15 protein-coding genes and 1 tRNA gene are annotated in these 17983 nt (G+C 32.4%); 5 read left to right on the forward strand and 11 right to left on the reverse strand.

The features are described 5' to 3' along the window. Nucleotides 1–76 precede the first annotated feature (76 nt). Complete coding sequence (locus tag HB672_RS00180) at nt 77–1993, forward strand: ComEC/Rec2 family competence protein (RefSeq protein ID WP_244306551.1); 1917 nt, start codon at nt 77–79, stop codon at nt 1991–1993. A gap of 4 nt (nt 1994–1997) precedes the next feature. On the opposite strand, the gene HB672_RS00185 is transcribed toward HB672_RS00180, so the two are convergent. From HB672_RS00185 to HB672_RS00195, 3 genes are all read right to left on the reverse strand, one after another. Then, nucleotides 1998–2477 (reverse strand): hypothetical protein, encoded by a 480-nt coding sequence (locus HB672_RS00185; protein WP_167605767.1) that lies wholly within the window; start codon nt 2475–2477, stop codon nt 1998–2000. Nucleotides 2478–2691: 214 nt separating this feature from the next. Then, nucleotides 2692–3240, reverse strand: coding sequence for a thioredoxin fold domain-containing protein (locus HB672_RS00190; RefSeq protein WP_167605770.1), 549 nt, complete (start codon nt 3238–3240; stop codon nt 2692–2694). 88 nt (nt 3241–3328) lie between these two features. After that, on the reverse strand, nt 3329–4861 hold the full coding sequence (locus tag HB672_RS00195) for an oligopeptide:H+ symporter (protein WP_167605773.1): 1533 nt from the start codon (nt 4859–4861) through the stop codon (nt 3329–3331). Between the two features lie 156 nt (nt 4862–5017). Here HB672_RS00195 and HB672_RS00200 point away from each other — a divergent pair, with 156 nt between their 5' ends. Then, complete coding sequence (locus HB672_RS00200) at nt 5018–6328, forward strand: hydroxymethylglutaryl-CoA reductase, degradative (protein ID WP_167605776.1); 1311 nt, start codon at nt 5018–5020, stop codon at nt 6326–6328. Beyond that, nucleotides 6328–7239 carry a GYDIA family GHMP kinase gene (locus tag HB672_RS00205; RefSeq protein WP_167605779.1) on the forward strand — a complete coding sequence of 304 codons (912 nt, stop codon included), beginning with the start codon at nt 6328–6330 and terminating at the stop codon, nt 7237–7239. Before HB672_RS00200 ends, HB672_RS00205 begins: the two co-directional genes overlap by 1 nt. A gap of 51 nt (nt 7240–7290) precedes the next feature. Here the strand turns inward: HB672_RS00205 and HB672_RS00210 are convergent, their stop codons facing one another. The 7 genes from HB672_RS00210 to HB672_RS00240 all read right to left on the reverse strand — a co-directional run bounded on the left by HB672_RS00210 (nt 7291) and on the right by HB672_RS00240 (nt 15140). Next, complete coding sequence (locus HB672_RS00210) at nt 7291–9480, reverse strand: SurA N-terminal domain-containing protein (protein ID WP_348272532.1); 2190 nt, start codon at nt 9478–9480, stop codon at nt 7291–7293. A 134-nt stretch (nt 9481–9614) separates the two neighbouring features. After that, complete coding sequence (locus tag HB672_RS00215; protein WP_167605785.1) at nt 9615–10901, reverse strand: hemolysin family protein; 1287 nt, start codon at nt 10899–10901, stop codon at nt 9615–9617. Between the two features lie 3 nt (nt 10902–10904). Beyond that, nucleotides 10905–11096: a hypothetical protein gene (locus HB672_RS00220; protein ID WP_167605788.1), complete on the reverse strand. Its 192-nt coding sequence runs from the start codon at nt 11094–11096 to the stop codon at nt 10905–10907. Between the two features lie 53 nt (nt 11097–11149). Beyond that, complete coding sequence (lptC, locus tag HB672_RS00225; protein WP_167605791.1) at nt 11150–11704, reverse strand: LPS export ABC transporter periplasmic protein LptC; 555 nt, start codon at nt 11702–11704, stop codon at nt 11150–11152. Then, nucleotides 11704–13098: a hypothetical protein gene (locus HB672_RS00230; RefSeq protein WP_167605794.1), complete on the reverse strand. Its 1395-nt coding sequence runs from the start codon at nt 13096–13098 to the stop codon at nt 11704–11706. Before HB672_RS00230 ends, lptC begins: the two co-directional genes overlap by 1 nt. A gap of 15 nt (nt 13099–13113) precedes the next feature. Next, entirely contained in the window at nt 13114–14412 is a 1299-nt protein-coding gene (locus tag HB672_RS00235) for a hypothetical protein (RefSeq protein ID WP_167605797.1), read from the reverse strand. Further along, nucleotides 14409–15140 (reverse strand): type III pantothenate kinase, encoded by a 732-nt coding sequence (locus HB672_RS00240; RefSeq protein WP_167605800.1) that lies wholly within the window; start codon nt 15138–15140, stop codon nt 14409–14411. The genes HB672_RS00235 and HB672_RS00240 overlap by 4 nt, the downstream gene beginning before the upstream one ends. 96 nt (nt 15141–15236) lie before the next feature. On the opposite strand from HB672_RS00240, the gene HB672_RS00245 reads away from it, so the two are divergent. Beyond that, nucleotides 15237–15309: transfer RNA gene (locus HB672_RS00245), tRNA-Phe, on the forward strand. 176 nt (nt 15310–15485) lie between these two features. Then, the gene (locus HB672_RS00250; RefSeq protein ID WP_167605803.1) at nt 15486–16946 is read left to right on the forward strand and encodes a Xaa-Pro peptidase family protein; all 1461 of its coding nucleotides are present in this window, start codon (nt 15486–15488) and stop codon (nt 16944–16946) included. Here the strand turns inward: HB672_RS00250 and HB672_RS00255 are convergent. Further along, entirely contained in the window at nt 16943–17896 is a 954-nt protein-coding gene (locus tag HB672_RS00255) for an NAD-dependent epimerase/dehydratase family protein (protein WP_167605806.1), read from the reverse strand. The two genes, HB672_RS00250 and HB672_RS00255, sit on opposite strands and share 4 nt — an antisense overlap. Nucleotides 17897–17983 lie beyond the last annotated feature (87 nt).

The following is a 17983-nucleotide window of genomic DNA, read 5'->3' on the forward strand; positions in this document are numbered from 1 at the left end:
CATAGGTATTCTTCTTGGATATTTCTTTGATGTAAACATAGTTTATCTTATAAGTTTAAGTGTAACTTTTTTGTTATTGCTAGTTGCTGATTTATTTGTCTCTAAATACACTCGTAAAAAGCACTATTGGGTAGCTATTGTTATTTATTTAGCTACTATTTGTATTGGTTTTTTAAGCATATCAACTCATAATGAGTCTAATTTTAAAAACCACTACACCAAGCTTAACTTAAAACACAAAGACTCAACACAACTCATCAATTTTAGAGTTAGAGAGGTTTTAAAACCAGGAAATTTTTATAATAAATATGTTATAGACATTTTGAGTGTTGACAGTATAAACACTTCTGGTAGTTCGCTACTTAATGTTGCTAAAGATTCAATTATCGAGCCTCTAAAGGTTGATAATGTTTTATTAACCGAAACCCAGTTTAAGGAATTGATTCCACCTTTAAATCCGCATCAGTTTGATTATAAAACCTATTTAAAAAAACAACATATTTATCACCAGCTATTTGTTTCTAATTCGGAGCTACATATTATTAGTAATGACAAGCATACGCTTTTTGGCTATGCAAGCTTATTAAGGGAGACTATAAATAATAAACTTGAAACTTATAATTTCAAACCTGAAGAGCTTGCTATAATAAATGCATTACTGTTAGGACAAAGGCAAGATATATCTAAAGATATCTATGATAGTTATACACAAGCTGGAGCCATACATATACTGGCGGTTTCTGGTTTGCATGTTGGGATTATTCTTATTCTTTTGAACATCTTGTTTAAACCAATGGAATATTTTAAACATGGTTTATTTTTTAAAACTCTACTGCTAATTGTTGTTTTATGGAGCTTCGCAGTAATAGCTGGCTTATCTGCATCGGTTGTTAGAGCCGTAAGTATGTTTACAGTAGTTGCAATTGCTTTAAATTTAAAGCGACCAACCAATGTTTACAACACCTTAACCATATCCATATTTATACTTTTGCTGTGGAAACCAACCTTTTTATTTGATGTAGGTTTTCAACTAAGTTATCTGGCTGTTTTCGCTATTGTAGCCATACAACCTATGTTAGATAAGCTATGGCGACCTAAACATAAATTAGTGAGAATTTTTTGGAATATTTTTACGGTTACGCTTGCTGCACAGTTTGGTGTTATACCAATAAGTCTTTACTATTTTCATCAGTTTCCTGGATTGTTTTTTATTTCTAATTTGGCTATAATTCCTTTTTTAGGTGTGATTTTAGGTTTGGGCATAGTCGTTATTGCACTGTCGCTAATAAATTTACTTCCTTCGTTTCTTGCAAGTGCATACGGTACTATTATTTCAAAAATGAATGAGCTTGTTGGTTGGGTTGCAGCTCAAGAATCTTTTTTATTCAGAAATATTTCTTTTGATATTATACATGTGCTCATTAGTTATGCAATTATTATTAGTATTCTAATTTATTTAAAAACTAAAACCTTTAAAAGTGTTGTTTCTTTACTGTTCATCATTATTATTAGCCAAAGTGCTTTAATATTTGACAAAAGGGAAAAGGCTAAAAACTCCTTTGTTGTATTTCACAAATCAAGGCACAGTATTATTGGGCATAAATTAAACCAAAAGCTACATCTTTATTCAAATAGTAATGATAGTATTTTAAATAATGATAAAACTATTACCAACTACAAAGTTGGTATTAACACAAAGACCACAATTATTGATTCTATAAAAAACATTTATACTTTTAATAATTATAAATTATTGGTAATAGATAGTTTAGGTGTTTATAAAACCAAAAACTTCAAACCTACAATAGTGTTATTGCAACACTCTCCAAAAATTAACTTGGAACGATTAATAGAACAGCTACAACCAGAATTAATAATAAGTGATGGAAGCAATTATAAAAGCTACCAAGAACGATGGAGAGCAACTTGCGAAGCAAAAAAAATACCTTTTCATCAAACGAGTAAAAAGGGAGCGTTTATTTATAATTATTAGAGAGTTAATCTTTTACTCTAACATAATTCTCAGAAAAAATACGATTACCTTCAGGACCAAGGTCTATTTGAGTAAATGTGTCTTTTCCAACTATTAACTCAAAATTAAAAATATGCATCGTATCTATTACTTTAAGCATGGCGATCGAACCATATTCTAAATACTCAGTTAATGTCGAATCTGTTGTTTCATAAGAACCATATCCAAAATAATCAATCTTATCGGCTGGTGCTCTGCGCGACCACATGACTTTACCATCTTTAAATATTTTAACCTGCCTATTATTTACATTATTTAATATCGTATCTTTTATGTTATTGCCTTCGTAATTATAAAAGCTAATAAGTTCCCAAACACCATCAAGAGATGGGTTTTTAACATCTTCAATAATGTCTTCTACAATCATTTCCTCTTTAGTTGCATTTTGTTGCTTGCAAGAAAACAGGAAAAGAAACAAGCCTAAAAATAAGATTAGATTTTTCATAATTCCAGTATTTAATAATCGTAAGTTAATTAATTCAAAGAGCGAAATTGACGGCAGTGGCAAATAGCACACCATACAATTTACGATTTTTTTATGAATTTTTTAACATTTACACTTTTGTAAACAACATAAAGAAGAATGAAAATTCATTTTAGACGAAAAAAACCTTTTCACTAATTTCGTAAAAAGGTTTTTTTAATATGTGTAATATAAATTATTTCTCTGTAAACTCAGGCTTAAACGCTTTATAATACTCGGTAAAAGCATCTTGAGATTTAATGTTTTTATGGTCGTTATTCTTAAACATTTTTAAATATAACTCCAATTCTTGAGGTTTCTTAACACCTCTTAAAGGTACTAACATTTTTAAATCTTCATCAATAAAAACAACTGTTGGATAAGCTTGAACACCAAAGTACCTTGTTAGTTGGTGTGGAGAGTTTCTAGTTTTTGCCCTTCCAGAATTGTAATTGGGATTAATGAATGGTTTACCATTAAAAACCACCTCATCATTCCCTTCTGCATTGAATTTCACAGCATAATAATGTTTGTTAACATAATCAACTACATTTTTGTTTTGGAAGGTAATTCTATCCATCAATTTACATGGTCCACACCAAACGGTGTACATGTCAATCATGATTTTTTTTGGTGTTTTCTTTTGAAGTTCTTGTGCTTCTTCAAGCGATACCCAATTAATGTCTTGTGCCGATATTAGGTTTACGGCAAAGACTAGTACGAAGGTTATTACTATCTTTTTCATAATTCGATTTGTTGCAAAATATGTGCCTAACTTACAAAAAATGCTCCTAAAAAGGAGCATTTTACGTTTATTTTAACGGTTTTTACGATTAATGGACGTTACCCATTAGCTTTTTCATTAGTGGTCCAAATACCAATACAATTAAACCTGCTCCAATGGAATACTGTGCAATTAAGCTAAATCCATCAGTATAAACACTCAGCGTATCAAAACCTCCAATATTGGCATCTGTACTTTCAATAGCCAATTTTTTCCCGATAAATCCAACTATTTGAAATGCAAAAGCGGAAGACAAAAACCATATACCCATCATAAAGGCTACAATTCGTTTTGGTGATAAATCAGTAATTTTTGATAACCCAACAGGTGACATAAATAACTCACCAACAGATATAATAAAATACATTGCTAATAGATACCACATTGGTACCATACCATTTTCATTAGCACTTCCTCCACTTAACGCTAACACATAAAAACTGATACCAGCTAGCACTAATCCCAAACCAAACTTATAGGGCGTTCTTGGGTTTAATCCTCTTTTAGATAAGTAACCCCATAATAGTGAAATTGGAATAGCTAATATGATTATGAACATTGAGTTAAGTGCATTTGTTTGACCAGCATTTATTAATGACAAATCAACATTTCTAGATGCAAATAAGGTAATTACACTACCTGACAGCTCATGGAAGCCCCAAAAAAGCGTCATAAAAAATGTAATTAAAACTGCCATAAATAATTTTTTTCGCTCATCTAAAGTCGCTTTAATCATGATATTCGCCATAAAAGCAACAACAGCAACCAAAATAATTTTGAATAATAATCCCACCACAGTTTCATCTCCTAAAAAAGATTCTCCATTTGCTATGGATTTATAAGAAGATAATAAATATGCTATTACTGGTGCACTTAGGAAAGCAACAATCGGAACAAACGTTTTTTGAGGTATTCCAAATATTTTCTTTTCATAAACTTCTGGGTTTGGCGGCATTCCCTTATCTCCAAAAACATTCTTTTTAATTCCACTCCAAAAGAAAAGCAGTCCTGTTAACATCCCTATGCCTGCCAATCCAAATCCATAATGATATCCGTATTTCACTGCTAACCATGCACATAATAAAGGTGCTACAAAGCCTCCAATATTAATTCCCATATAAAAAATGGTAAATCCTGAATCCTTTCTAGTATCACCATCTGGATATAATGCACCAACAAAAGTGGATATATTAGGCTTGAAAAATCCATTCCCAACAATAATAAAAGATAAGGCTAAAAAGAAAGCTACATTATTTTCTATTGCAAGGACAAAATGACCTAAAGCCATCAAAATACCTCCTAAAAATATTGAGCTTCGCATCCCTAATATTTTATCAGAAATTCTTCCACCAATTACTGTTGAAGCATACACCAAAGATCCGTACGATGAATATACAACTGCTGTAGCAAAATCACGTTCCACTAAGGCTTCAAATATTACTTCAACCATATAAAGCGTTAACAACGCTCTCATCCCATAGAAACTGAAACGCTCCCATAATTCTGCGAAGAATAAATAAAATAAACCTCTTGGATGCCCAAATAAATCAGGTTGATTATTGTTTTCTACTGTATCTGCCATAATTAAATAATTAGTATAGTTAGTTTATTAGTATGCCAAGTTTAATAAAAAATAAGCAAAAACACCTAATATTAGCAGTTAAATAAATGAATGCTTCGCTGAAGCAACCATATTTTAGGTAAGAATAGTATCTTTGCGAATATAATTTTTGATTAAATGAGTAAGTCTATTTCTGGTTTTTCTAAACTATCTAAATCTAAAAAAATTGATTGGGTTGTCGATACTTATTTTTCTAATAAAGAAGAAGCTAAAACCATAATAAAACAGTATTGGAATGCCAACGACAAGTTGCAACAATTACATGACGAATTTATTGAAAACACTATTACTAATTACTACTTGCCATTAGGTATTGCGCCAAATTTCCTTGTAAACAATAATTTATATACCATCCCTATGGCTATCGAAGAAAGCTCGGTAGTTGCTGCTGCTAGTAAAGCTGCAAAATTTTGGTTAAATCGTGGAGGTTTTAAAACTGAGGTAATTTCAACTACTAAGATAGGGCAAGTTCATTTTACTTTCAACGGAGATTATAATATCCTAAAAAAATATTTCCAGCATATAAAACCTCAATTAATTGCCAATGCTAAACCTATTACCAAAAACATGGAAAAGCGTGGTGGTGGTATTTTGGATATAAAATTAATTGATAAAACAAATTCGATTGCTAATTATTACCAATTGCATGCAACTTTCGAGACCTTGGATGCCATGGGAGCTAATTTCATTAATTCGTGCTTAGAAAGTTTTGCGAATACTTTTAAGACTGAAGCAATATATTTTGATGGTATAAAAGATTCAGACATTGATATAGTAATGAGTATTCTTTCCAATTATGTTCCTGAATGTTTAGTTAGAGCTGAAGTAAGTTGTAAAGTAGAAGAGTTAAATGAAGATCCAAATGTTTCACCAGAAGACTTTGCTCATAAATTTATTCAAGCAGTGCAAATAGCTGAAGTAGAACCATACAGAGCAGTTACTCACAATAAAGGCATCATGAATGGTATTGATGCTGTTGTATTAGCCACAGGAAACGATTTTAGAGCTGTTGAAGCTGGTGTACACGCTTATGCATCAAGAAACGGCAGTTATTCCAGTTTAACCCACGCTAAAGTAGATAATGGTATTTTTAAGTTTTGGATTGAAATCCCTTTAGCTTTAGGAACGGTTGGTGGATTAACTGGTTTGCATCCTTTAGTAAAGTTATCTTTAGAAATGCTTAACAAACCTTCTGCCAAAGAACTTATGATGATTGTGGCAGTAGCTGGATTAGCACAAAACTTTGCTGCTCTTAGGTCGTTAACAACAACTGGAATACAACAAGGTCATATGAAAATGCATTTAATGAATATATTAAATCAGTTTAATGCAAATGATAATGAGAAAACAACACTTATTGAACATTTTAAAACTAATGTAGTAACCCATAGTGCTGTTGTGGAGGCTATTGAAAACCTAAGACGTTAATGAGTCATTATTATAGCAACGGAAAATTATTAATTACTGGTGAATATACTGTTCTAGATGGAGCATTAGCTTTGGCAGTTCCAACTAAGTATGGACAATCTTTAACAGTTGCCCAAATTCCTGAAAATAATATTATATGGAAAAGTATTGATAGCGAAAACAACGTTTGGTTTGAAGATAGTTTCCCAATTGAGAAAATCGCTTCAGATTCCCTAAACCCTCTCAATGACGTTTCGAAAAGAATCGTTCAAATATTAAATGCAGCAAAACAACTAAATCCTAGTTTTTTGAATATAAAAACTGGTTTCAGTGTTACTACTAAGCTCGATTTTCCAAAAAACTGGGGACTTGGTAGTTCTTCTACACTTATAAACAATATAGCCAATTGGGCAAAAGTTGATGCTTACAGGTTATTAGAAATGACATTTGGAGGTAGTGGTTACGATATTGCTTGTGCTCAACACAGTAATTCCATTACGTATCAATTAAAAGATTCTCACAGAGACGTTAATGATGTAGTGTTTAATCCAGAGTTTAAAGGTAATCTGTATTTTGTCCATTTAAATAAAAAACAAAATAGTCGTGAAGGAATTATTCAATATCATAAAAGCAAAGACGCAATCTCTTCTAAAATCAGTGATATAAATGATATCACAAATAAAATTATTGATTGTACATCATTAGGGGATTTTAATAAACTTATAGATTTGCATGAAACGATTGTAAGTTCCATTGTAAACCAACCAACAGTTAAAGATTTTCTTTTTAAAGACTTTAAAGGCTCTATTAAAAGTCTAGGTGCTTGGGGAGGTGATTTTATTTTAGTGAGTGCTTTAGATAATCCAAGTGCTTATTTTAAAGAAAAAGGTTATCCTACAATTATTCATTATAAAGATATGGTATTAAACTAAAAAGAGCTTCACATTGTGAAGCTCTTTTTTATTAATTATTGCAGCTATTTCTTAATAGAAAGTAGCTCTGTTATCCTCAATTTTAGCAGCCTTTTTTAATGCTTCTAATAATGCTGTATCTACAGTTGTAGCCTTAGCGGTTCCAATTCTATTTGCAGCAGCTTGATAATTTGGCAACTCAGGAGCTGGTGTTAATTTTGTTACTTGAACAATAAATACACCTGTGTTTCCTTGAATTGGTTTAGATACTGTTCCTTCACCTAATCCAAAAGCAGTTCCAACGACCATAGGTTCATTTCCAGCTCCAGATACTGTTGGGCTTTTCATAGTAACTGCTAATGCAGTTTGAACTGTTTGACTTTCACTAGCAGCTATGTCTTCTAAAGTAGCTCCAGAAATACGTGCTTTTATAAGTTCTGCTTTCTTTTGTTTTCTAATTTCTGGTAAAGCAGTAATAGATGCCTTTTCAGTACTCATTAACCCTTCTTCATTAATTCCTGCTAATTGTACAATTGCATAACCTCCAGGTATATTAAATCTTTTAATGTCTCCAACTTTAATACCATCTTCATAAGCCCATCTTACAATAGCTCTTTGGCTACCCAAACCTGGAATAGCTTCGTCTAGTTCTTTAACAGCGCTTACTGGTTTTACAGTATAATCGCTTTCGCTTGCTACTTCTGCAAAATTTCTATCTGCAACTGCTATTTCAAATTTTGATGTCTCGTTAAATACTCTATCAACCGTTGCATCAGAAGGTTCGATTTCTTTTGCTAAGTTACCAACCTTAATCGCTTTTTGTTTTTCTCCTTGACTTAATATTTCGATAACGTGATATCCAAAATCAGTTTTAACTACGTCTAAGGCTCTTACATTATTGTCGAATGCAAATGCTTTAAACTCTGGAGCCATTCCTGCAGTATATGCAAATTCAATTTCTCCATCATTTTGATTACTAACTAAATCTGACGATAATGTAAGTAAATCTTGAAATTTAGAACGATTGGATTTTACAACTCCTAAAATACTATCAGCAGTTGCTTTTGCTTCATCTTCTGTTTTTACAACATCTGGAGCAGCTTGTACAGCACCTGCAAACGGAATTAAGATATGTCTTACTTTAACCGAGTCTGCTATTTGTTTAACATCTACAATCTTACTAATCATAAACATATTGTTATTCTTATAAGGACCGTAAGTTTCACCTTTGTTTAAGTTCCAAATGCTATCGGCGTGTTCAACTGGTAAATCTGATTTAAAGATAAAATCATTGTATAATTTAACTGCTGAATTTGCTGCTAAGAAACCTTCGTCATCAGTAGCGTTTTTAAATCCTATGACAGTTTCATCAACTTCTGGTGTTGTTGGGTTGTCTTCTTTTCCGTTTAAAACCTCAATCAATTCATTCTGAATTGCTGTTTCATCCTCTAAAGAAGGTTCTTCCATAAATTGCACAAAACGAATATCTCTAGATTCATCTACTTCGTATTGGCTTTTGTTTTTACTTATATAGCTAGAAATATCAGACTTAGTAACTGTTATTGTACTATCTGCAATAGATGTGTAAGGGATTCTAACATATTTAAAATCTACTTTGTCGTTTTCTAGTTTGTAATCTAATTCTCCTTCGGCTAGTGTTCCAGAAATACCAGCTTTAACCATGTTAAAGTATGTTTGTTGTTTTCCAGAAACTGCCATATTATTTTCATAATTGGTCCAAGCTTCATAGTTTATTGGAGAACCTCCTAATATAGCTGTTTGAGGAGAAATAGCTTTTAAGTTGGCAATAAATTCGTTTAATTTATTTTCATCATAAATACCATCTTCATTTTTAAACTCTTCAAAATTAGTTAAACCTAATTTTAACAAGTCTCTCATTTGGTCACGCTCTACAGTTAGCCCTAAAGCATCGTATTGCGCATTCATTACTGCATCGTTCACTTCTTGATCCCAAACTCTATTCATTGCTTGAGTAGCTGTTAGCGATCCTCCAAATTGACGTTGAGCATTTTCAACTTTAAGTTGAAAATCGGCACGGTCAATATCTTTACCATTAACGGTAGCGATTACGTTTTGTGACTTACTATTAAAGCCATCGGTATTTTTAAATAAATCGGCTAGGACAAAAGAGAAAAGTGCCATAGCGATTACTAAGATTAAAAATAACGATCGTTGTCTAATTTTATTTAAAATTGCCATAAATACTATAAATTTTAAGTAACCTTTTTTGGGGTTTAACATATAGATCAACACATACGAAAAATAGGTAAGTGATGATCTTTAATTAACTTCGATAAAATATCGTGCGCGAAAATACCATTTTCTGCTTAATAATAAAAGCAGAACAACGTATTAATTGCGCTGTTGTAAGATTTTTAATCGTCTTTGATAATGCGAAGGGAGACAATTTCTATTTTAGTATTGGAGACCTCTAAAATTGTAAACAAATAGTTGTCTATGGCTACTTTTTCGTTTTGCTGCGGAATTTCCTCTGTGCTATTAACAATTAAGCCTCCAAGGGTTTCATAATTTTCGTTTTCCGGCAAATCAAGTTTATAGGTCTCGTTAATGTAGTCTACATCCAATCTTGCAGAAAAATTAAATTCTGTATCGCTAATTTTTTCTTCTAGTAGTTCAATCGTATCATGTTCGTCTTCTATTTCGCCAAATAGTTCTTCAACAATGTCTTCAATGGTCATGATTCCTGAAGTCCCTCCATATTCATCTAGCACCACCGAAACACTCTTGCGTTTTTTAGTAAGTACATTTAAAACATCCTTAATTAACATGGTTTCTGGAACAAATTCTACTGGTATAATAATAGATTTTATAGTTTTAGGATTTTTAAAAAGATCGAAAGAATGTACATACCCCAAAATATCATCAATGGTATCTTTGTATACTAGAATTTTGGAATGTCCTGTGGATGTAAAAAGCTCGTTTAGGGTCTGTATTTTATCATGAATCTCTACTGCAACTAACTCAGTACGTGGGATCATTACCTCTCGAGATTTTACTTCGGAAAACTCCAAAGCATTTTGGAAAATTTGAATTTCACTATCTACATCGTCATCATCTTCAACCGATTCCATCTGTTCACTAATGTAATGTCCTAATTCTACTTTTGTAAATGCTAATTGTACTTGATCACCATCTGTTTTAAAAAAGGTTTTTAATACCATATCCGAAATCCAAATAACAAAATCAGAAATTAATGAAAACAGTAAGAAAAACACATATGCTGGAATAGAAAACAGCTTTAATAGCAAGTTAGAATATATTTGAAAGAAGACTTTTGGTAAAAACTCAGCGGTAATTAGTATTATTAAAGTGGAGATTATGGTTTGCGTAAATAGACTAAAATCTGTAATTAATGCACTAAGAAAAGCATTGCTAAGTGTCATGTCTTGAAACCACGCCATTAACATATCTCCCATATAAAAGCCATAAATAACCAATGCAATATTGTTTCCAATAAGCATGGTGGCAATAAATTTTGAAGGTTTTGCTGTAAGTCTTGTAAGTATTTTGGCTAGAAAACCACTTTGTTTTTTTTCTATTTCAATATGAATCTTGTTTGAAGATACATAGGCTATTTCCATTCCTGAAAAAAATGCTGAAAACAGCAGAGAGATAATAATAATTAGGATTTCGGAACTCATTTTTTAAAGCTTTCCTCTATCCTCGAAACGCTTTCTGAATTTCTTTCTAAAAAAGAACATAAAAATTGCTAAAGTTGCAAGAGCCAATGATAAATATGGGCTTTTTTCTTCTACATTCCAGTTGCTTATAGCATCGTATATAAACAATACTGCGAAAATTAAATATGCATATTGGAAAAGCTGTAATACTTTCATTACTAATAATGAGTTAGTGATTGTTGTAAATTATAACAACACAAAGATAACAATTATTCGTCTAAATAAATGGTGCCAGAATACTCTAAAACGTTGGCAATTGTAAAATCTTTATTTGCATCGAAACCTGTTCCCAAATCAATAGCGTCTTTTCTACGAAACCTTACAGGCTTGTTTGTAAACATCCATTCACGTTTTTGATCATAAAACAATTGCTCGGTAAATAAGGTGTCATTACTCTGAGTTGCTACCACAACATTTCCTTGAAGATCTATTAAATCGGTGTCATTATATATCATAGCAAAATCTGCTACCACATTATTTTTATTGCCTTTTTCATCGTAAATAGTGAAGTTGATACCTTGTGGGAATTCGACAAAAGAAAACGCTCTGTTTGAGAAATCTAACATTTTAGGACTTATTAAATGTGATTTAAGTCTTCCTGAATCAGTATATTTTGTATTGATGTTTTCTGCTTCGGTTATTGGTTTATCACTTAAAAGCCCAATTTTTTGTACCTCTTTAAAGTTGTCTTTACATGAAAAAAACATGGTCACAGTTAAAACTGTGACCATGCAAATAATACTATTTTTTACTATTGAATCCATTAAAGGTTTGGCACTTTTACACTTCTACCAATCCAACATCCAATTTTAATTGTTTCTCCAGCATTACCTTTAGTGAATATTTCACTCTTAGTAGGTGCTTTAGCAATGTAATTTGCAACATTTTGAGACGCCGCTTTCTTTAAGTTAGGATCTACTCTACCAGCTTTTCTTGCTTCTTGAGCAGCTAACCAATACACAGCTCTTTTACTAAAGTTGTCTGTACCACAACTATTAGCACTTGCAGCGTACATTTGTGCTATAGCTAAATGTGCTCTACCCATTGATGGGTTTGCAGCAAGTACTTTTTGGTAATACGTTCTTGCTTGACCATAGCTTCCTTTTTTCTTGAATCCAGCAGCAATTCTGTATAAAATCTTTGCTTTTTCAAAGTTATCTGCTTCTAAATCTACCGCTTGATTGTAAAATGTTAAAGCGGCAGCACTATCACCTTCTTTATCTTTTAAGATCCCTAAATAATATGCAGTAGAAGCATTAGGCTCTAAGTTGTTTTTTTGCTCTACAATTTTAACAAATAATGGATCGTCTGTACACTCCTTAGTATACAACCTGTTCATAGCTCTTTGTAACCATAAACCATCATTTTTATTCTCTTCATAGTTTCTATTATAAAGAGGAATTAAGTTCTCGCAGTTAGCACGGTCACCTAAATCTCTATCCATTCCAGAAGCAATTTGATCGTAAGCTCTTAAAAAGCTGGTATATGACCTAACCTTTTTAGCATCACTTGAGCTTAATTTTGGAGGATCTGCATCTGTATCATCATCAGCAGGTACATACTTATTTAATAGATTAGTATAGTGTTTAATCTCTGCTTCAATTTTCTCAGAAACTTCATCGTACTTAGTAAATAATACTTCTGCAGGTTTTTTACCATCATCATATAAATTTACCATTAACTTAAAATACGTGTATAAAGACTTTGGGTTTTTAAATGTTTCGGCATCTGTTTTGAAAGCATTGTCAAAGCAATCGTACAATTGACTATCAGTCATTTGCAATTCATCTTTGTAATCATATTGTAATTGGCAAGCTTTTGCTAAAAACTCTCCTTCAGGCGTTTTGTTGGCAAAGTGCTCACGTCTTTCATCCCACATTTTAACTAGGTCTTTAATAAAGCCTACTTTTTCTGCTCCAGAAGATTTTTCAATTTTATAATCTAGGATACGTTCACCATAGGTGAAAATTGCTCTGTTAAACTTTGGGTTTCTTTGTCTTAATTCCATCCATGGACCATAAGCAGCATCATAATTTTTAGCTTTTGCATATTCACTAAAAATTGACAATGTGTTCATGTCTTCCTCTTGACTTTGCGCATTAATTGCGTTAAACCCAAGAAAAAGCATTGCTATTAACAGTGTAATTTTCGTCTTCATAATTCTAGTTATTAATTAGTTATACTTTCTTTTTTCAAACCACCTATCGTTTAATGATAGGCTAAGCTGGAAATTTACAAAATTTTCTTTTACTAAATTTTGGTTTATTGTTCCTCTTTGTCCAACTTCAATTCCGATGTTTACATTAGAGAATACATTTCCAACTGGTAATCCTACTCCAAAAGACATGCCAAACTCATCTATTGATTCATTCTCTATTTTTAATCCAGTGTTTTCAAATCTAAATCCAGCTCTGTAAACGACTCTTTTCCAGTAAGTAAAAGAGTTGAACTGTGGTATTAAAAAGCCACCAACAGATATTGTAGAGGCGTCTTGATAAGTAGCATTATCAAAAGTAAATATCTCGCTTGAGAATTCACTGGTTTTCAACATTGTGTATTCTGCACCTAAAAACCATTTTCTTGGCTGTCCTATACCAACTCCTAAAGCAGTTTTGGTTGGCAATGATAGTACTGTTTTGTCTAACCCTAGTGCTCCAAGGTCTGTTTCAATTTCATTTACGGGAAATTCTTGTCCAGTAGAACTCACTAAAACACTTGCAAACGTTCTTTGATTTGTAGAAGTTAAATCTGCTTTTGGAGAAAAAGTAATAGACGATGTTAATTGCAATTTCTCTGAGACCATTGGTGTGTATGTAAGTCCGAAATTAAAATTCAATCCGCTTAAATCTGATCTGTTTACCTCTCTACTGTGATATTGCAATGGGTTTCCTTCATCATCATATCTAAAATTAACAACGCTATTTTGAAGGTTCCCAAAATTATAGCTAGCATCAACACCAACGCTTAAATCTTTTGTAAGTAAATAACCAACTCCTAGAAACGCTTTGTTTACACCTCCTTCGCCTCTATATTTATATTCTAAAAAATCCTCATCATTTATAGATTCCAGCTTATACCCAACGGATGTGTAAGGCATTAACCCAATACCAATACCTAATCTTCCCATCGGAATTGATAATGCTAAATAATCGAAAGTTGCGGCGTTAGCTTTATCGGATGCTGTATTGGTTTTTAAAGTCGTGTTTGAGCTGCTCCCTCCAACAGCAAATTTCACAATGTGACCTTCGCCTGTTGACTTTATAAACCTTCCAGCATAGGACGCTGGATTACGTAAATTAACATGAATGCTATCAGTAAAAATACTTAAACCTCCCATACTCACATTTTCGACAGTACCTTTAAATTTTAAACTTCCTAATCCATAAAATGAATATGGAGAGGTTGTTCCTTCTTGAGCATGACTATTTATTGCTAAAAATGCAATACATACTAAACAGATTTTTTTAATCATTCGTTTAAGTTAAATTCTAATATGAAATTCAAACCTTCTAAAAGAAAATTAGAGTTCGCAAATATGCTACTTTTTAATCGCTTTGACAAGAAATCTGAGTCTCCTCCTGTTAAAATAACTGTTAAATCTTTATATTTTTTTCGGTATTTATTAACAATTCCATCAATTTCCATTGAAATCCCATTAATAACTCCCGAATGAATTGATTCTTTTGAAGAATTGCCAATTAATTTTTTTGGTGCTTTTCTTTTCAATAACGGCAAGTTAGCCGTTAAATTATTTAAAGATTTGTATCGTGTTGAAATCCCAGGAGAAATAGCGCCTCCTAAATACTCGTTTTTCACATTGATAAAGTCGTAGGTTATGCAAGTTCCAGCATCTATAACTAGTACATTTTTTTTAGGGTAATTTAATACTGAAGCACTCACCAGAGCAATTCTATCAACACCCAATGTGTGTGGTGTTTTGTACTTGTTTTTAAAAGGAACTTTAACATCATGATCTAAAACGATGGTTTCAAGGTGTTTGGCAATATTTGCAAGCTGTTTTTGGCTTAAATTACCAACCGAAGACAATATTGTTTTACTTAAAAGTGGATGTTTTTTTATGAGTTCTTGAATTTTAATTTCAATCACATCTAAGTCAATAGTCTCTTTATGGACTATTGCACTATCTTGAAAAACAGCAAGTTTCACACTGGTATTACCTACATCAACAATTAAATTCATAAGCAAAATAAAAGATGTAAATTTACAAAACCATTTTTTATCTTTTTATTTTGCGGAATAATAAAATAGGATATATATTTGCATCCGCTTTAGCGAGGTACCTTAGCTCAGTTGGTAGAGCAACGGACTGAAAATCCGTGTGTCCCTGGTTCGATTCCTGGAGGTACCACTTAAAAACCCTGAAACATTTGTCTTCAGGGTTTTTATTTTTGTTATCCTTTTGAAACACCTAAATTGAGACTCTCTTTGTATTTTCTTTAAAGGTACTAACCAAAATATCCTTAAATTGCTATAACTTAAATAGTAATAAATTCCATTCTTTGACCAATCAAAATAGTATCTATCATGCAATCTTTACAAACTAAATTTATAGTATTCGCCTTTTTAATTTTAGGTCAAACCATTTTAATCGCTCAAGAAAAACATTATTTCCAGACAGATTTCTCAATTGAAGAATTTGAAACTCGGAGAACCAGAATATTTAATGAAATTGGCAACAATGCCATTGCACTAATACAAAGTGCACCTAGTGTTGCTGGTTTTAAAGTTTTTAGACAGTCTAACACCTTTTACTATTTGTGTGGTCTTGAAGAAGGACATGCCTATTTACTCCTAAATGGAAAAAACAGAAGTACCTCTCTTTATTTACCTCATAGAGAAGAAGGCAGAGAAAAAAGTCAAGGAAAAATATTATCCGCCGAAGATGCCGACTTAATTATGAAATTAACTGGTGTAAATCGAGTTCGCCCAGTAGAATTTCTTGGAAATGATTTGGTTGGAACTGGGCTCATTAAAGGAAACACGCCAACGTTATACACACCTTTTAGTCCTGCAGAAACTGGAAATGATAGCAGAGACGAAATACTACATGGTCATGCGCGTGCAGCTGCTGACCCTTGGGATTCACAAACAACAAGAGAAGCAAGATTTATTAAGCTAATAAATGAACGATTTCCTGAATTTGAAGTTAAAGATTTGTCACCGCTTTTAGATTCGATGAGATTAATAAAAAGTGAAAAAGAAATTGAAATTATTAGAAAAGCTACCGAAATAGCTGGTCTTGCTATTATGGAAGCAATGAGGTCGACTCAACCTGGTGTTTACGAATATCAATTAGATGCAGCTGCAAAGTATGTATTTTATCAGCATGGTTCACAAGGTGATGGTTATCCTGCAATAATAGGAGGTGGTACTAATGCCTTTATGGGACATTATTTTAGAAAAACCGATGTCTTAAATGATGGTGATTTAGTACTTATGGATTATGCTCCAGATTATCATAATTATACAAGCGATGTGACTCGTATTTGGCCAGTAAATGGGAAATTCAATAAGGAGCAAACAGCATTATACGAGTATATTCTTGCATACAGTGATGCCTTATTTAAATATATAAAACCAGGGACAACAGCTAATGAAGTCATGGATAAGGCAGCGGCAGATATGAAACAATATCTTGTTGGAAAAACATTTATAAAGCCTGCTCATTTAAAAGCTGTGGAAAAGGGTATTACATTTAGAGGTCATTTTCAGCATCCTGTTGGTATGGCTGTTCATGATGTTGGACAAGTAAGGGGAAATGTCAAACTTCAACCTGGAATGGTATTTACCATCGACCCGATGATATGGATTCCTGAGGAACGTTTATACATTCGTATTGAAGATGTAGCAGTGGTGACTGAAACTGGAGTTGAAAATTTAAGCGCTTTTGTACCATCGCTAATAAGCGATGTTGAAAAAACTATAAAAGAAAAGGGGTTGACCGAGTTTAGACCAGCCGAATCATTACCACTAAAGAAAAACTAAGATATTGCTTTCTCTTTTAATTGTAACAACATTTCATTTGTAATAGCTTCCAAGTCATAGGAATGATTCCAATTCCAGTCTTGTCTTGCTGAGCTATCATCAATGGAATTTGGCCAAGAATCTGCTATTTTTTGTCTGAAATCAGGTGTATAACTAATGGTAAATTCTGGTATTTGTTTGGCGATTTCATCTGCTAATTCTTGAGGTGTAAAACTTATAGCCGATAAATTATAAGAAGATCTAATTTTTACATCATTAGTATTGGCTTTCATAATGTCCAATGTTGCTTTAACTGCGTCTTCCATAAACATCATTGGCAGAGCTGTGCTCTTAGTTAAAAAACAATCATAATGTCCATCACTTATAGCTTTATGAAAAATATCAATAGCATAATCAGTTGTGCCACCTCCAGGTAAGGTTTTCCAGCTAATAATTCCAGGATATCTAATACTTCGCACATCAACACCATAGTTGTTAAAATAATATTCACACCAACGCTCACCAACTTGTTTGGTAATCCCATATACAGTTGTCGGCTCCATAACGGTTTGTTGAGGTGTGTTAATTTTAGGTGTAGATGGACCAAAAACGGCAATACTTGAAGGCCAAAATACTTTTTTTACAGTATTTTCTTTAGCTAAATTAAGTACATTAAATAAAGATGACATGTTTAAATCCCATGCTTTTTCTGGATATTTTTCACCAGTAGCACTCAACATTGCTGCCATGAGATATATAGTATCTACATTATACTTAAGGACATTTTTCTTAATATCTTCAAAATCTTTAGCATCAATAATTTCAAACGGTCCAGAAGCAACAAGAGCTTCATTACTTTCTCTAATATCACTTGCTATTACATTATCAACTCCTAATTGGATTCTTAATGTATTAGTTAACTCTGAACCTATTTGTCCACAGGCTCCAATAATTAAAACTCTTGATACCATTATTTAGTTTTATTCGTTTTCAAAAATAATAAGATTTTGAGCATTGCATGAAAATAACACAAAAACTTTTTACAATGCTGCATTAAC

Source organism: Gaetbulibacter sp. S0825 (assembly GCF_011777505.1).
Lineage (GTDB): Bacteria > Bacteroidota > Bacteroidia > Flavobacteriales > Flavobacteriaceae > Pontimicrobium.

Bases quoted from the DNA above. Each gene is read 5' to 3' on its own strand.
- HB672_RS00195 (WP_167605773.1), bottom strand. From the start codon at position 4,861: ATGGCAGATACAGTAGAAAACAATAATCAACCTGATTTATTTGGGCAT.
- HB672_RS00215 (WP_167605785.1), bottom strand. From the start codon at position 10,901: ATGAGTTCCGAAATCCTAATTATTATTATCTCTCTGCTGTTTTCAGCA.
- HB672_RS00255 (WP_167605806.1), bottom strand. From the start codon at position 17,896: ATGGTATCAAGAGTTTTAATTATTGGAGCCTGTGGACAAATAGGTTCA.
- lptC (WP_167605791.1), bottom strand. From the start codon at position 11,704: ATGGATTCAATAGTAAAAAATAGTATTATTTGCATGGTCACAGTTTTA.
- HB672_RS00205 (WP_167605779.1), top strand. From the start codon at position 6,328: ATGAGTCATTATTATAGCAACGGAAAATTATTAATTACTGGTGAATAT.
- HB672_RS00240 (WP_167605800.1), bottom strand. From the start codon at position 15,140: ATGAATTTAATTGTTGATGTAGGTAATACCAGTGTGAAACTTGCTGTT.
- HB672_RS00220 (WP_167605788.1), bottom strand. From the start codon at position 11,096: ATGAAAGTATTACAGCTTTTCCAATATGCATATTTAATTTTCGCAGTA.
- HB672_RS00185 (WP_167605767.1), bottom strand. From the start codon at position 2,477: ATGAAAAATCTAATCTTATTTTTAGGCTTGTTTCTTTTCCTGTTTTCT.
- HB672_RS00230 (WP_167605794.1), bottom strand. From the start codon at position 13,098: ATGAAGACGAAAATTACACTGTTAATAGCAATGCTTTTTCTTGGGTTT.
- HB672_RS00190 (WP_167605770.1), bottom strand. From the start codon at position 3,240: ATGAAAAAGATAGTAATAACCTTCGTACTAGTCTTTGCCGTAAACCTA.
- HB672_RS00235 (WP_167605797.1), bottom strand. From the start codon at position 14,412: ATGATTAAAAAAATCTGTTTAGTATGTATTGCATTTTTAGCAATAAAT.
- HB672_RS00200 (WP_167605776.1), top strand. From the start codon at position 5,018: ATGAGTAAGTCTATTTCTGGTTTTTCTAAACTATCTAAATCTAAAAAA.
- HB672_RS00250 (WP_167605803.1), top strand. From the start codon at position 15,486: ATGCAATCTTTACAAACTAAATTTATAGTATTCGCCTTTTTAATTTTA.
- HB672_RS00210 (WP_348272532.1), bottom strand. From the start codon at position 9,480: ATGTTAAACCCCAAAAAAGGTTACTTAAAATTTATAGTATTTATGGCA.